The sequence below is a fragment of the Salipiger marinus genome, assembly GCF_035481585.1.
GTDB lineage: Bacteria > Pseudomonadota > Alphaproteobacteria > Rhodobacterales > Rhodobacteraceae > Salipiger > Salipiger marinus.
Genome location: NZ_JAYKSL010000003.1, coordinates 56,274 through 70,298, shown reverse-complemented (window position 1 = coordinate 70,298; position 14,025 = coordinate 56,274). Strand labels below are relative to the sequence as shown.

Here is a 14,025-nt window from a genome sequence, read left to right as displayed (position 1 = left end):
CCTCAGCCCATCAGGCTTGTATGGATGGCGTCCGCGGCGTCGCGACCCTGCGCCACCGCCGTCACCGTCAGATCAGTGCCGCCGCTGGCACAGTCGCCACCGGCCCAGACCCCGGGCAGCGAACTGCGCCCCTGCCCGTCCACCGCGATCCTGCCGCCTGTCAGGTCCGGGAGCCCGTCGCCCGTCAGGGTCTGGCCGATGGCGCGGAACACCTGATCGGCGGCCAGCCGGATCCGCGTGCCGGTGGGCTGCAGCGCGTCATCGGCAAATTCAAACTCCACCTCGCGCACCGCGCCATTGCCATGCACCGCCACCGGCACCGCATTGCAAAGGATCCGCACGCCCTTGCTCTGCGCCAGATCCTGTTCGAAGCGCGAGGCGCCCATCCGTGCCTGCGACCGTCGGTAGACCACCGTGACGTTGAGCGCCCCCAGCAACTTGGCCTGCACCGCCACGTCGATGGCGGTCATGCCGCCGCCAATCACCACCACGTCGCGCCCCACCGGCAGGCGGGACAGATCCTCGGCCTGCCGCAGATCGGCGATGAAGCCCACGGCGTCCAGCACGCCCTCGCGGTGATCGCCCTCGACCCCCAGCGCATTGACCCCGCCCAGACCAAGGCCAAGGAACACCGCGTCATGCCCGGCCCGCAGGTCATCCAGCGTCAGGTCGCGTCCCAGCGCCATGCCGGGGCGCAGGGTGATCCCGCCAATGCCCAGCAGCCAGTCCACCTCGCGCGCGGCAAAATTCTCCGGGCTTTTATAGGCGGCGATGCCATATTCGTTGAGCCCGCCGGGCTTGGGCCGCGCGTCGAACAGCGTAACCTCGTGCCCGTTCAGCGCCAGACGGTGGGCGCAGGCCAGCCCTGCGGGCCCCGCGCCCACAACGGCCACGCGCTTGCCGGTGGGGGCGGCGCGGTCAAAGGGATGCGCGTTGCGCGCCATGATCCGGTCGGTGGCGTGGCGCTGCAGGCGCCCGATCTCTACCGGGCGGCCTTCGGCGGCCTCGCGCACGCAGGCCTGCTCGCACAGCGTTTCGGTCGGGCAGACGCGCGCGCACATGCCGCCAAGGATGTTCTGCTCCAGAATGGTGCGGGCCGCCGCCTCGGGCTGGCCGGTGCTGATCTGCCGCACGAACAGCGGCACGTCGATGCCGGTGGGACAGGCGGTGATGCAGGGCGCATCATGGCAGAAATAGCAGCGGTCCGCCGCGACCTGCGCCTCGTGGGCGCTGAGCGGTGGGTGCAGATCGGCGAAACCCGCCTCGATCACGGCCCGGTCCAGCCGTCCGGGGCGGATGCCCTCTGCCAGTTGCCTTGCGTCCATCGGTCGCCTCCCGCTGCCTGCGCTATGGAAAAACGCTCTCACGGGTCAAAATTTTTATCAATCGGTAAAGAAATTCGCCCCGCCCCTGCCGGGATGTCTGCTCAAAAATCCGGCAGACAATGCAGAAAGGCCGCCCCCGGAGGGACGGCCTTTGCACAGATCGCGGGCAGAAGGATCAGTTCTGCGCGTAATATTCGATGACGAGATTCGGTTCCATGATCACGGCATAGGGCACGTCGGCAAGGCCGGGGGTGCGCACGAAGGTCGCGGTCATCTTGGAATGGTCTGCCTCGATGTAATCGGGCACGTCCCGCTCGGCCAGCTGCACGGCTTCCAGCAGCACGACCATCTGGCGCGACTTCTCGCGGACCTCGATCACGTCGCCTTCCTTCACGCGGTAGGAGGGGATGTTCACGCGGCGACCGTTCACCATGACGTGGCCGTGGTTCACGAACTGACGCGCGGCGAACACGGTCGGCACGAACTTGGCGCGGTAGACGACGGCGTCCAGACGGCGCTCCAGCAGGCCGATCAGCAGCTCGCCGGTGTCGCCCTTCAGGCGCTCGGCATCCGAGAAGATGCGGCGGAACTGCTTTTCGGTCAGATCGCCATAATAGCCCTTCAGCTTCTGCTTGGCGCGCAGCTGCAGACCGAAGTCGGACAGCTTGCCCTTGCGGCGCTGACCGTGCTGGCCGGGGCCATATTCGCGCTTGTTCACCGGGGACTTGGGACGGCCCCAGATGTTCTCGCCCATGCGGCGGTCAAGCTTGTACTTGGCAGACGTGCGTTTGGTCACGGCTGATCTCCTTCATATGTGACGAAGGGCGTTGTCCTTTGCCCGAAGGCCGACAGGGCATCCCCTTGCGGGGGCCACCAACACCAATGAAGGCGCGCTTATATGCGGCTTTGGCCCGGAGTCAACACGCCAGCCCGTGGCGAGCGGCGAATTTGCCGCCAAGTTTGTCCTTTAAACCGCCGTTAAACCCGCAGGCGCAGGATGGCGGGGCGCAAAGACCGCCAGCACACAGGGGAACGGGCCGGAGATGATTGCACCCACCGCACTGGATCTGGCGCTGGACGCGCGGGACCGCGGCATCGTCGACATGGTGCGCGACGCGATCCGGCACCGGCAGGTGCTGCTGGCCTATCAGCCGGTGGTGCGCGCCCGCGACCCCGCCACCATCGCCTTTCACGAGGCGCTGATCCGCGTGCTGGACGAGACCGGGCGCATCGTCCCCGCCCGGGACTTCATGCCCGCGCTGGAAGACACGGAATATGGCCGCCTGCTGGACTGCATCGCGCTGGATCACGGGCTGCGGGAACTGGCGCGGGAACCGGGGCTGCGGCTGTCGGTCAACATGTCGGCCCGCTCCATCGGCTATCGCGCATGGTCGCGCACGCTGACCCGCGGCATCGACCGCGACCCCACCGTGGCCGAACGGCTGATTCTGGAAATCACCGAATCCTCGGCCATGCTGGTGCCCGAACTGGTGGTGGATTTTATGGCCTCGCTGCAGCGCCGCGGCATCACCTTCGCGCTGGATGATTTTGGCGCGGGCTATACCGCGCTGCGCCATTTCAAGCAGTTCAGCTTCGACATCCTGAAAATCGACGGGCAGTTCGTGACCGGCATCGCGCAGGATGCCGACAATCAGGTGCTGACCGGCGCCATGCTGGCCATCGCCGACCAGTTCGACATGTTCACCGTCGCCGAATCGGTGGAGCGGGCCGAAGACGCCGCCTATCTTGCGGCGCTTGGCGTCGACTGCCTGCAGGGCTACCATTTCGGCGCGCCCACCGTCACCCCCGCATGGCGCAGGCCGCAGGCGCGTCCGGCGCAGGCCCGCGCCTGAGCGGGAGGCCCTGCCGGGGCAGCGACAAATTGCGCTACCAGCTGCAAAACATGTGCAGAAACACTGTCCTGCGGCCCTGCAGCGCGGTATCAAGGGCGGGAAGTCAGGCGCAGAAGGTCGGTTCCTGCCACGAGGGCGGGACCGCGCATCAGCGCCGAGGCTCTGCATGGAGGGAGAATTCATGACCAATGTGGTTATCGCATCCGCGGCACGTACAGCCGTGGGCAGTTTCAGCGGCGCCTTCGCCAACACTCCGGCCCATGATCTGGGTGCCGCGGTGCTGGAGGCGCTGGTGGCCCGCGCCGGAATCGAAAAGGGTGAAGTGTCCGAAACCATCCTCGGGCAGGTGCTGACCGCGGCGCAGGGCCAGAACCCCGCCCGTCAGGCCCATATCAATGCCGGTCTGCCCAAGGAATCCGCCGCGTGGTCGATCAACCAGGTCTGCGGCTCCGGCCTGCGCACCGTGGCGCTTGGCGCGCAGCACATCCTGCTGGGTGATGCCGACATCATCTGCGCCGGTGGTCAGGAAAACATGACGCTCAGCCCCCATGCCGCCTATCTGCGCGCCGGGCACAAGATGGGCGACGTGACCTATGTGGACACCATGATCCGCGACGGTCTGTGGGATGCCTTCAACGGCTATCACATGGGCCAGACCGCCGAAAACGTCGCGACCCAGTGGCAGATCAGCCGCGAGATGCAGGACGAATTCGCCCTCGCCTCGCAGAACAAGGCCGAAGCCGCGCAGAAGGCCGGGCGTTTCGACGACGAGGTGATCGCCTTCACCGTCAAGACCCGCAAGGGCGAGACCGTGGTCGACAAAGACGAATACATCCGTCACGGCGCCACCATCGAAGCGATGCAGAAACTGCGCCCCGCCTTTGCCAAGGATGGCAGCGTGACGGCGGCCAATGCCTCGGGCATCAATGACGGCGCGGCGGGCGTGCTGCTGATGACCGCCGAAAACGCCGAAAAGCGCGGGATCGAACCGCTGGCGCGCATCGCGTCCTATGCCACTGCCGGGCTTGATCCGTCGATCATGGGCGTGGGTCCGATCCACGCCTCGCGCAAGGCGCTCGACAAGGCAGGCTGGCGTGTCGAGGATCTGGATCTGGTCGAGGCCAACGAGGCCTTTGCCGCGCAGGCCTGCGCCGTCAACAAGGACATGGGCTGGGATCCGGCCATCGTGAACGTCAACGGCGGCGCCATCGCCATCGGCCACCCCATCGGCGCCTCGGGCGCGCGGGTGCTGAACACGCTGCTGTTCGAGATGAAGCGCCGCAACGCCAAGAAAGGCCTCGCGACGCTCTGCATCGGCGGCGGCATGGGTGTCGCGCTCTGCGTGGAACGCCCCTGACCCTTCGACATAAAAAGGGGCGCCGCCGCGCCCCTTTTTCTTTTTGCCCGCCTTGCTGCATCTGCGAAGAACTGCGCAATATTGTTGCGAATAAGGTATTCATTGGGTAACAACGTTACAAGACATCGGCCATATTGGAGGATAGCATGGCAAGAGTTGCATTGGTGACCGGGGGCAGCCGGGGCATTGGCGAGGCGATTTCCAAGGCGCTGAAGGCGGCCGGATATGAGGTGGCCGCGACCTATGCCGGCAATGACGAGGCTGCGGCCAAGTTCACCGAAACCACCGGCATCAAGACCTACAAGTGGAACGTGGCCGATTACGACGAGTCCAAGGCCGGGATCGCGCAGGTCGAAGCCGATCTGGGGCCCATCGACGTGGTGGTGGCCAATGCCGGGATCACCCGCGACGCGCCCTTCCACAAGATGACCCCGCAGCAGTGGAAAGAGGTGGTCGACACCAACCTGACCGGCGTGTTCAACACCGTGCACCCGGTCTGGCCCGGCATGCGCGAGCGCAAGTTCGGGCGGGTCATCGTCATTTCCTCGATCAACGGCCAGAAGGGACAGTTCGCGCAGGTGAACTATGCCGCGACCAAGGCGGGCGATCTGGGCATCGTAAAAAGCCTCGCACAGGAAGGCGCGCGCGCGGGCATCACCGCAAATGCCATCTGCCCGGGCTATATCGCCACGGAAATGGTGATGGCGGTGCCGGAAAAGGTGCGCGAGTCCATCATCGGGCAGATCCCCGCAGGCCGTCTGGGCGAGCCTGAGGAGATCGCGCGCTGCGTGGTGTTCCTCGCGTCCGACGATGCGGGCTTCATCAACGGCTCGACCATTTCGGCCAATGGCGGGCAGTTTTTCGTCTGATCCCGACGCTTGAACCACGGCCCCGGCGTTCCGCGCCGGGGCCTTGATGTGCGCAGACGCAGCCCTCCCCTGCGGAGCCTCCCGTTTCCGTCACGCCGGATCCGCCTATATTCGGGTCATATCCGCATCAGGAGAACCCCAATGCCTGACACCATCAAGGGCCTGCACCACGTCACCGCACTGGCCAGCAGCGCCGCTCGCAACAACGCCTTTTTCACCGGAACGCTGGGCCTGCGCCGGGTGAAGAAGACGGTGAATTTCGACGCGCCCGATGTCTATCACCTGTATTACGGCGACGAGGCTGGCACGCCCGGTTCGGTGATGACCTATTTCCCCTTCCCCCATGCCCGCCGGGGCCGTGGAGGCAGCGGCGAGGTGTCCACCACCGCCTTTGCCGTGCCCGAAGGCACGCTGGACGCGTGGGAGGCCCGGCTGGGCGAGGCGGGCGTTCCCGGGCTGGAGCGGGTGAACACCTTTGGCGAAAACCGCCTGCTGTTTCAGGGCCCGGATGGCGACGGGCTGGCGCTGGTCGAGGCAGACGATGACCGCACGCCATGGACCGGCAACGGCATCGGCGCCGATACCGCGCTTCGCGGCTTTCATTCGGTGGAACTGCGCCTGCGCGACACCGGCCCCACCGCGGATCTGCTGGGCCTGATGGGCTATCAGGAAGAATGCCGTCAGGGCAACGTGACCCGCTTTGTCCTGCCCGCGCATAATGGTGCGGGCACTGTCGATCTGGCGCAGGTGGATGCGCCGCAGGCCGATCAGGGCGCGGGCAGCGTGCATCACATTGCCTTCGCGGTCGATGATCGCGCCGCACAACTGCAGATCCGGCAGGCCCTGACCGAGGCGGGGGCGCAGATCACCCCGGTGATCGACCGCGACTATTTCTGGGCGATCTATTTCCGCAGCCCCGGCGGCGTGCTGTTCGAGATTGCCACCAACGAGCCCGGCTTCGACCGCGACGAGGATCTTGCCCATCTGGGCGAGGCGCTGAAACTGCCGCAGCAGCATGCCCATCTGCGCGCCGATCTGGAACGCCGCCTCGAACCGCTGGGCGACTGACCCGTTAAGATAGAATCGTCAGGCCAGAACAGAAAAACGCCCCGGGCTCCTCCCCCGGGGCGTTTCCTGTTTCTGCACTGCTTCAGACAGGCGCACACATGTCAGGGCGGAAAACTGGCCGGGACCGCAGACCCGAGCCTGTCCGCCTCCGCCTAGTGCGGCTGAGACGACAGACGGGTGATCTGTTCCTTGATGCGGAGCTTCTGCTTCTTGAGGTTGGCGACATGCAGATCGTCCACGCCCGGACTGCGCTGCATCTGTTCAACCGTCGTGGAGAGGTGTTGGTGCTTCTTCTTCAGTTCCTGCAAGTGCGAAGTCACGCTCATATCGTCCTCCTTGTGCTGAATAAGCAAAAACCAGTGCAACATAACTTTTACATTCTGTCACGCCGCACCCGCAGCATTGCTTGACGAAACGTTACACTCTGCCCTTTCCGCGGTCGTCAGCGGCAAAAGCCAGCGGCGCGCCGTCCCGCAACGCTGCCCGTATGACATTTGTGTAACTCTCGCCGTCTTCAAGGTGAGTCGCGCCCTCGTGCAGGACCAGCGGCGCCTGCAGGCGGAAAGCCGCACGCCCGCCCTTGCGGCCACGGGCAAGAACCAGCCGGGGCGCGCGGCCCGCGCGCGGCGCCAGCGGCAGCACCTCCAGCGATCCCAGATGTGCGCCCAAGGCGGCCAGAAGCTCGGGCAGCCGTTCCACCCGCTGCACGAAGGTCGCGGTGCCGCGCGGCGCCAGCCTGCGCGCGGCCAGTGCCACCCAGCCCGCCAGCGGCAGCGGCCCCGCCAGCGCCAGTTCGCGCCCCGCATCGGGGGCGGCGCTGCGCTGGCCCTCCTCGAAATAGGGCGGATTGGCCAGAACATGGTCAAAGCTCTGCGCCTTCAGCGCGGCGGGGGGCACGGCCAGATCCGCCTCCAGCACCTCGCCGGTCAAACCATTCTGGGCAAGGTTGCGGCGGGCAAGCGCGGCATAGGCGGGCTGAATCTCCACCCCGGTCAGCGCCAGCCCCGGCACCCGCACCCCCAGACAGCAGAGCGCGGGCGCGGCGCCGCAGCCCAGTTCCAGCACGCGCTGCCCCGCCCGCGCCGGGATCGAGGCTGCCAGCAGCACCGGATCGATGCCCGCACGATAGCCGTGACGCGGCTGCCACAGCCGCAGCCGCCCGCCCAGAAAGGCGCAGCAGTCCAGATCCGCCTCGGCAAAGGGCTCAGCCCTCAAAGACGACCCCGTTCTCGCGCAGCACCCGCCGCGCCGCCTCAAGCTCGGAGCCGCGGACCATCAGACGGCGCGGCAGAATGCCCAAGCTTCCCTCGAGGATGCTCATGTTTACGTCCAACTCAAAGCTGGCTATACCCTGCGCATCGAGGAGGGTCTTCGCCAGCGGGATCAAGGTTATGTCGTTGGTTCTGAGAAGCTCTTCCATAATGGGGATGTAATGGCAGGGCTGCGGCCTTGTCGAGCCTTGGGCGAGGGTCTTATGGGCTTGGACACACCGGATGCAAAGCCGCACGACCGCCTTGCGGCGATGCTGGCAGACGACATGGGGCAGGTCAACACGCTGATCCGGGCGCGGATGGCGTCGAAACACGCGCCCCGCATCCCCGAGGTGACGGCGCATCTGGTGGAGGCGGGCGGCAAGCGCCTGCGCCCCATGCTGACGCTCGCCGCCGCGCGGATCTGCGGCTATGACGGGCCGTTCCACATCCATCTGGCCGCCACGGTGGAATTCATCCACACCGCGACGCTGCTGCATGACGATGTGGTGGACGAAAGCCGCCAGCGGCGCGGTCGCCCCACCGCCAACCTGCTGTGGGACAACAAATCCTCGGTTCTGGTGGGGGATTACCTGTTCGCCCGCAGCTTCCAGCTGATGACCGAACCCGGCGATCTGCGCGTGCTGGAGATCCTCTCCAACGCCGCCGCCACCATCGCCGAAGGCGAGGTGCTGCAGCTGACCGCCGCGCAGGATCTGCGCACCGACGAGTCCATCTATCTGCAGGTGGTGCGGGGCAAGACCGCCGCGCTGTTTTCCGCCGCAACCGAGGTGGGCGGGGTCATCGCCCGTGCCGAGGAATCGCAGGTGCAGGCGCTTTACGCCTATGGCGACGCGCTGGGGATCGCCTTTCAGATCGCCGATGACCTGCTGGACTATCAGGGCGTCAGCAGTGCCACCGGCAAAAATGTCGGCGACGATTTCCGTGAACGCAAGCTGACCCTGCCGGTCATCAAGGCCGTGGCCGCTGCCGACGAGACCGAGCGCGCCTTCTGGCAGCGCACCATCGAAAAGGGCCGTCAGGAAGACGGCGATCTGGACCATGCGCTGGCCCTGCTGAAAAAGCACGGCGCGCTGGAGGCGACGCGGGACGAGGCGCTGCTCTGGGCCGGGCGCGCCAAGGAGTCCATGGCGACGCTGCCGCCGTCAGAGATGCGCGACGTGCTGATCGATCTGGCGGATTTTGTGGTGTCGCGGCTTTACTGACGGCGCGGCGTCGCGCGCTGCGTCTGGTCCCCCAGCACGGCAGGCGCGATCCACCAGCCCGACCGGGCGGCGCGCAGCAGCTGCGCCGCCTGACCAGCCTCCGCTTCGGTGTCGAAAAGCCCGAAACAGGTGGCCCCCGATCCCGACATGCGCGCCAGACGGCAGCCGGGCAGCTGACGCAGCGCGTCAAGCACGGCAGAAATGGCAGGCTCCACCGCGCAGGCGGCGGGCTGCAGGTCGTTGCGCTGCCCCGCCAGCCAGTCGATCAGCGGCTCTGGCGCCGCAAAGACCGGCAGCGCCTCGGGCAGGGGCGGATTGCTGCGGCAGGCCAGCGCGCGAAAGATCGCGGGCGTCGCCACCGGCAGGCGCGGATTGACCAGCAGCGCGGGCAGCGGCGGCAGCGACAGCGGCTCCAGCACCTCGCCGATGCCGCGCGCGCGCAGCGGCGCGTTCATCCGGCACATGGGCAGATCGGCCCCCAGCGCCAGCAGATCCTGCCCCAGCCCGGCGGGCGCCTCGGTTCCGCGCAGCGCCAGCATGCCACGCACCGCCGCCGCCGCATCGGCAGAGCCGCCGCCAATGCCGGAGGCCACCGGCAGATGTTTGGCAAGATGGATCGCCGCCCCCTGCCCCGCCGCCACCAGCGCGGCGCCGCGCAGCGCAAGATTGTCCGGCCCCGGGCTCAGCCCTGCGGATTCCGGCCCGGCCAGCGTCAGGCTCAACGCTTCGGCAGGGCGAAGCTGCAGCACGTCGCCGACCGGGGCGAAGGCCACGAGGGAATCGAGCAGATGGTAACCGTCGGCGCGCTGGCCGGTGACATGCAGGGCGAGGTTGATCTTTGCCGGGGCAAAGACCTCAATGCACGTCATTCGCCACCTTCAGGGGCGGTGCGCCTTCTTCGGACAGCACCTGATCCAGCCCCACCTCCAGCTTGCGGCGGATGCGGTCGGGATCCAGTTCCTCGGATGCCTCTTCCCAGTCGACGAAGGACAGCGCCCGCTGCCACTGGAACCGCGCCTCGGTATGGCGGCCCACAGCCCAGTAGACATCGCCCAGATGGTCGTTGACCACCGGATCCACCGCCATCAGTTCGGCGGCGCGCTCCATATGGCCCACCGCTTCGTCATAGCGGCCAAGGCGATACAGCGCCCAGCCCAGACTGTCGACGATATAGCCCGCCTGCGGCTGCGCCGCGACGGCGCGTTCGATCATCGCCAGCGCCTCGTCCAGATTCTGCTGATGCTCCACCAGCGAGTAGCCCAGATAGTTCAGCACCTGCGGCTGGTCGGGGTTCAGCTCCAGCGCCTCGCGGAAATCGGCCTCGGCGGCGGGCCAGTCATCCAGCCGCTCCTTGCTGATGCCGCGCGCGTAGTACAGGAACCACTGCGCCGGATCGGGCCGTTCAAAAGCGCCCAGCGCGCGGTCATAGGCGGCCACGGCAGCGTCATAGCGTTCCAGCTGGCGCAGCAGATCGCCCAGCGCGGAATGCACCGCAGGCTGGTTGCCATGGGTTTCGGCCAGCTGTTCCAGCACCTCGACCGCCGCATCCATCTTGTCCTCGGCGCGCAGCGCATCGGCGCGGCCCATCTCGGCGATGTGGTAATTCGGATCCTCGCGCGGCACGCGCCGATAGGTGGTCGCGGCCAGATCATACTGGCCCAGCTGGTCCAGCAGATCGGCGGTCATCAGGATGGCCCCCGCATTGTCGGGGCGCAGGAAATCCGCGATGCGGGCGTAAAGCAGGGTGAAATCCTCGTCGGCCTCATCGGCCAGCGCACCCGCGAGCGTATAGAACACCTCGGCGATGCCGTCGCGCGGGCTGCGCACGCCGCTGAAGGGCAGCGCCTCGCCCGACGCCAGCCGGTCATGCAGCGCGCGCAGTTCCGGATCCAGCACCTGCCCGAAGGCCTCCTCGATCAGATCCGCCGCCTGTTCGGGCTGGCCCAGCTGCGACAGGATTTCGGCGCGCGCCATGATGCCGCGACGGGTCAGCTGCATGCCCCCCGTCTGGCTGGAGGCAAAGATCGCTTCCGCGCCGCCAAAATCCCCGACCGAGGCCAGCGCCATCGCCTTGTGATAGGCGGCAAATCCCGCCAGCCCGCGATCCTGCGCCACCGCGTCGAAGGCCGCGCGCGCGGCATCCATATTCCCGCCGCCCAGTTCGGCCCATGCGATCACCAGCCCGTCGACCAGCGGCCCGATGCTGTTTTCGCCCTTCAGGCTGGCAAGGATGGCCGCGTAATCTTCGTCCCGCGCCATCGTGGCCACCTGCGCCATGGTGCCGATCTGGCTGTGCACGCCGCGTTCGGTCAGCCGGTCCGCCAGTGCCGTGGCCGCGTCGATCTCGCCCAGACCGATATGGGCATAAGTCGCGCGTTCGATGATTTCGGTATTGGTGGGGTCATGGGTCGCGGCTTGGGCGTAATACTGTGCCGCCGCCTTGAAATCGCCGGTAAAGCTGGCCTGACGCGCCGCCAGATAGGCCCCCGCCAGACCATCCGCCGCCACCGGCACCGGAGCCAGCAGCGCCAGCGCCGCCACCATGCCGCGCAGAGTTCCCCGAGCCTTGCCTGCCATGCCGTCTCCTGCATTCTGAGTTGGGCCAAGCCTAGCCTGCCGCGCCTCACGGCGCAATGCAGGCGGCTTCACGGCCTTGTCACAGCAGCGGGCGGACGCTCAGGCCCCGATCACCAGCGCATCCGTCGGATCCAGCGCCAGCGTCACGCTGTCGCCGACGCGCGGTGGTGTGGCGCGGGTGGTGTTGAACAGATCCACCGCCAGCCGCTGGTCGCCCAGATCCAGCCGCAGCCGGATCACCGAGCCCAGAAAATCAAGCTCGGTGATGGTGCCGGTCAGGCTGGCCATGCCCGGCTCTGCCCCCAGCCGCAGCATTTCCGGACGCAGGCCCAGCACCACCTCGCCGCCGGGCAGCGCGCGGCCCAGCACCAGATCCGATCCCCCCACCCGCACATGCCCCGAGGCGGGGTCGATCACCTGCGCGGTGAGCGTGTTCAGCGTGCCGACAAAGCCCGCGACAAAGCGCGTGGCGGGGCGGTTGTAGATGTCGAAGGGCGTGCCCACCTGATCCGCGACGCCCTGATGCATGACCACGATGCGGTCCGACATCGACAGCGCCTCTTCCTGATCGTGGGTCACGAAGATGGTGGTGATGCCGAGTTCGCGCTGGATGGCGCGGATTTCGTTGCGCAGGCTGACGCGCACCTTGGCATCCAGCGCCGACAGCGGCTCGTCCAGCAGCAGCACCTGCGGTTTTGGTGCCAGCGCCCGGGCCAGCGCCACGCGCTGCTGCTGCCCGCCCGACAGCTGATAGGGGTAGCGTTCGCCCATCTCGGGCAGGCCGATCAGCGCCAGCATCTCGGCCACGCGCGCCGCGATCTCGCGCGCGGGCGCGCCTTTGACCTTCAGCCCGAAGCCGACATTCTGCGCCACGGTCAGGTTGGGAAACAGCGCATAGGCCTGAAACACCATGCCGATGTTGCGGTGGTTGGGCCGCAGCCGCGACACGTCCTTGCCCGCGATGGTGATGCGCCCGGCGCTTGGCAGTTCGAACCCAGCCACCATGCGCAGCACCGTGGTCTTGCCGCAGCCCGAGGGCCCCAGCAGCGAGATGAACTCGCCCTTCTCGACCTCGAGGTTGAAATCCTTGACGACGCGGTTCGCGCCAAAGCTCTTCTCCAGACGGGAGATGGTGAGAAAGGTCATCGGGCGGCCTTGTCGTGTTTGGTGAACCGGGTGACGAGCTGGATCAGCCCCATGCAGGCCCAGGTGATGATGAAGGCGATGGTGGCCAGCGCAAACGGCTCATAGGCCTTGTTCGCGCCCATAAGCTGCAGATAGGGGCCAAAGGCCGGACGGTTGAGCAGCGCCGCCATGGTGAATTCGCCCATCACGATGGCAAAGGTGACAAAGGCGCCGGACAGCACCGCCACCAGCACGTTGGGCAGGATGATCCGGCCCAGAATGGTGATCCAGCCCGCGCCAAGGCTCTGCGCCGCCTCGGTCAGGGTGGTCACGTCAATGGTGCGCAGCCCGGTATCCACGGCGCGATACATGTAAGGCAGCGACAGCGTGGCATAGCCGAACATCAGAAGCAGGTTGGTGCCCAGCACAGAGCCGGTCAGCGGCAGCCAGCTGGAGGTGTTGTAAAGCCGGATATAGCCGAACACGACCACGATGGCCGGGATCACCAGCGGCAGCAGGGTGATGAATTCGACCACCGGGCGCAGATGCGGCAGTTTCAGCCGCACCCAGAACGCCGTCGGCACCACCAGCAGCATCCCGAACACGATGGTCAGCAGCGCCATCATCACCGAATAGCTGAAGGTCTGGCGGAACTGCGGATCGCCCAGCACCGCCACATAGGCGTCAAAGCTGTATTCGCCCCGCCGCATCGACAGCGAGAATTCGATCATCCCCAGCAGCGGCAGGATGAAATAGGTAAGCCCCAGCAGCAGGATGGCCCATGACGCGGCGCGGGTCATTTCAGCCACCTCTCTGACCGCATGCGCAGCACGATATAGACGACATTGGCCAGCCCCGTGACGAGGATCATGCCAAAGGCCATGGCATAGCCCAGATGCGGATCGCCCAGCACGTCGCCGCGGATCTGCGCAAAGAGCATGATGGGCACGATGTTGAGCGAACTGCCCGTCAGCGCGATGGCGGTGGCCACGGCGCCGAAGGCATTGGCGAAAAGCAGCGCGAAGGTGCCAAGGATGGTGGGGAACAGGATCGGCAGCGCCACCATGCGCCAGTATTGCGCGCCCGTGGCGCCCAGACAGGAGGCGGCCTCGCGCCATTCCCGTTTCAGCCCGTCCAGCGCCGGGGTGACGATCAGGATCATCAGCGGGATCTGGAAGAACAGATAGGTGATGGTCAGGCCCCAGAAGCTGAGGATGTTGAAGCCCATGGCGCGCAGGTTGATGCCGAATTCGGTGCGCAGGAACACGGTGACCAGTCCCAGCGGTCCCAGCGTCGCCAGAAAAGCGAAGGCCAGCGGCACGCCCGCAAAATTCGACGCCACGCCGGAAAAGGTCATCAGCGGGCTGCGCAGCCC

Annotated in this window: 15 protein-coding genes; 5 read left to right on the top strand and 10 right to left on the bottom strand. The window is 66.8% G+C overall.

Translation table 11 applies throughout. From position 1 onward, the window contains the following. Nucleotides 1-2 precede the first annotated feature (2 nt). Nucleotides 3-1,325 (bottom strand): NAD(P)-dependent oxidoreductase, encoded by a 1,323-nt coding sequence (locus VK682_RS05070; RefSeq protein ID WP_230796036.1) that lies wholly within the window; start codon nt 1,323-1,325, stop codon nt 3-5. Nucleotides 1,326-1,500: 175 nt separating this feature from the next. Continuing rightward, nucleotides 1,501-2,121 carry a 30S ribosomal protein S4 gene (gene rpsD / locus VK682_RS05065; protein ID WP_089843861.1) on the bottom strand — a complete coding sequence of 207 codons (621 nt, stop codon included), beginning with the start codon at nt 2,119-2,121 and terminating at the stop codon, nt 1,501-1,503. Between the two features lie 247 nt (nt 2,122-2,368). Here rpsD and VK682_RS05060 point away from each other — a divergent pair, with 247 nt between their 5' ends. From VK682_RS05060 to VK682_RS05045, 4 genes are all read left to right on the top strand, one after another. Further along, entirely contained in the window at nt 2,369-3,178 is an 810-nt protein-coding gene (locus tag VK682_RS05060; protein WP_089843864.1) for an EAL domain-containing protein, read from the top strand. A 181-nt stretch (nt 3,179-3,359) separates the two neighbouring features. Further along, entirely contained in the window at nt 3,360-4,535 is a 1,176-nt protein-coding gene (locus VK682_RS05055) for an acetyl-CoA C-acetyltransferase (RefSeq protein WP_089843868.1), read from the top strand. Between the two features lie 146 nt (nt 4,536-4,681). Next, nucleotides 4,682-5,404: an acetoacetyl-CoA reductase gene (phbB, locus tag VK682_RS05050; protein WP_089843871.1), complete on the top strand. Its 723-nt coding sequence runs from the start codon at nt 4,682-4,684 to the stop codon at nt 5,402-5,404. Between the two features lie 141 nt (nt 5,405-5,545). After that, complete coding sequence (locus tag VK682_RS05045; RefSeq protein ID WP_324781530.1) at nt 5,546-6,472, top strand: VOC family protein; 927 nt, start codon at nt 5,546-5,548, stop codon at nt 6,470-6,472. A gap of 152 nt (nt 6,473-6,624) precedes the next feature. On the opposite strand, the gene VK682_RS05040 is transcribed toward VK682_RS05045, so the two are convergent. From VK682_RS05040 to VK682_RS05030, 3 genes are all read right to left on the bottom strand, one after another. Further along, complete coding sequence (locus VK682_RS05040; protein WP_089844103.1) at nt 6,625-6,798, bottom strand: YdcH family protein; 174 nt, start codon at nt 6,796-6,798, stop codon at nt 6,625-6,627. A gap of 91 nt (nt 6,799-6,889) precedes the next feature. Continuing rightward, the gene (locus tag VK682_RS05035) at nt 6,890-7,687 is read right to left on the bottom strand and encodes a tRNA1(Val) (adenine(37)-N6)-methyltransferase (protein WP_324781529.1); all 798 of its coding nucleotides are present in this window, start codon (nt 7,685-7,687) and stop codon (nt 6,890-6,892) included. Next, nucleotides 7,677-7,892, bottom strand: a complete 216-nt coding sequence (locus tag VK682_RS05030) for a putative signal transducing protein (RefSeq protein ID WP_089843878.1) — start codon at nt 7,890-7,892, stop codon at nt 7,677-7,679. Before VK682_RS05030 ends, VK682_RS05035 begins: the two co-directional genes overlap by 11 nt. 54 nt (nt 7,893-7,946) lie before the next feature. On the opposite strand from VK682_RS05030, the gene VK682_RS05025 reads away from it, so the two are divergent. Continuing rightward, entirely contained in the window at nt 7,947-8,948 is a 1,002-nt protein-coding gene (locus VK682_RS05025; protein ID WP_324781528.1) for a polyprenyl synthetase family protein, read from the top strand. Here VK682_RS05025 and VK682_RS05020 read toward each other — a convergent pair. The 5 genes from VK682_RS05020 to VK682_RS05000 form a co-directional block, all read right to left on the bottom strand. Then, nucleotides 8,942-9,817 (bottom strand): 4-(cytidine 5'-diphospho)-2-C-methyl-D-erythritol kinase, encoded by an 876-nt coding sequence (locus tag VK682_RS05020; RefSeq protein ID WP_324781527.1) that lies wholly within the window; start codon nt 9,815-9,817, stop codon nt 8,942-8,944. The genes VK682_RS05025 and VK682_RS05020 overlap by 7 nt on opposite strands. Then, nucleotides 9,804-11,525 carry a tetratricopeptide repeat protein gene (locus VK682_RS05015; protein WP_230796041.1) on the bottom strand — a complete coding sequence of 574 codons (1,722 nt, stop codon included), beginning with the start codon at nt 11,523-11,525 and terminating at the stop codon, nt 9,804-9,806. The genes VK682_RS05020 and VK682_RS05015 overlap by 14 nt, the downstream gene beginning before the upstream one ends. A 99-nt stretch (nt 11,526-11,624) precedes the next feature. Continuing rightward, nucleotides 11,625-12,671, bottom strand: coding sequence for an ABC transporter ATP-binding protein (locus VK682_RS05010; RefSeq protein WP_230796043.1), 1,047 nt, complete (start codon nt 12,669-12,671; stop codon nt 11,625-11,627). After that, entirely contained in the window at nt 12,668-13,450 is a 783-nt protein-coding gene (locus tag VK682_RS05005; RefSeq protein WP_230796044.1) for an ABC transporter permease, read from the bottom strand. Before VK682_RS05005 ends, VK682_RS05010 begins: the two co-directional genes overlap by 4 nt. Next, on the bottom strand, nt 13,447-14,025 hold a 579-nt coding region (locus tag VK682_RS05000; RefSeq protein WP_324781526.1), incomplete at its 5' end, for an ABC transporter permease. The genes VK682_RS05005 and VK682_RS05000, both read right to left, overlap by 4 nt.

Coding starts and splice junctions, on each gene's coding strand:
- VK682_RS05005 (WP_230796044.1), bottom strand. CDS start 13,450: ATGACCCGCGCCGCGTCATGGGCCATCCTGCTGCTGGGGCTTACCTAT.
- VK682_RS05070 (WP_230796036.1), bottom strand. CDS start 1,325: ATGGACGCAAGGCAACTGGCAGAGGGCATCCGCCCCGGACGGCTGGAC.
- VK682_RS05045 (WP_324781530.1), top strand. CDS start 5,546: ATGCCTGACACCATCAAGGGCCTGCACCACGTCACCGCACTGGCCAGC.
- VK682_RS05025 (WP_324781528.1), top strand. CDS start 7,947: ATGGGCTTGGACACACCGGATGCAAAGCCGCACGACCGCCTTGCGGCG.
- VK682_RS05040 (WP_089844103.1), bottom strand. CDS start 6,798: ATGAGCGTGACTTCGCACTTGCAGGAACTGAAGAAGAAGCACCAACAC.
- VK682_RS05015 (WP_230796041.1), bottom strand. CDS start 11,525: ATGGCAGGCAAGGCTCGGGGAACTCTGCGCGGCATGGTGGCGGCGCTG.
- VK682_RS05020 (WP_324781527.1), bottom strand. CDS start 9,817: ATGACGTGCATTGAGGTCTTTGCCCCGGCAAAGATCAACCTCGCCCTG.
- VK682_RS05010 (WP_230796043.1), bottom strand. CDS start 12,671: ATGACCTTTCTCACCATCTCCCGTCTGGAGAAGAGCTTTGGCGCGAAC.
- VK682_RS05030 (WP_089843878.1), bottom strand. CDS start 7,892: ATGGAAGAGCTTCTCAGAACCAACGACATAACCTTGATCCCGCTGGCG.
- phbB (WP_089843871.1), top strand. CDS start 4,682: ATGGCAAGAGTTGCATTGGTGACCGGGGGCAGCCGGGGCATTGGCGAG.
- VK682_RS05055 (WP_089843868.1), top strand. CDS start 3,360: ATGACCAATGTGGTTATCGCATCCGCGGCACGTACAGCCGTGGGCAGT.
- VK682_RS05060 (WP_089843864.1), top strand. CDS start 2,369: ATGATTGCACCCACCGCACTGGATCTGGCGCTGGACGCGCGGGACCGC.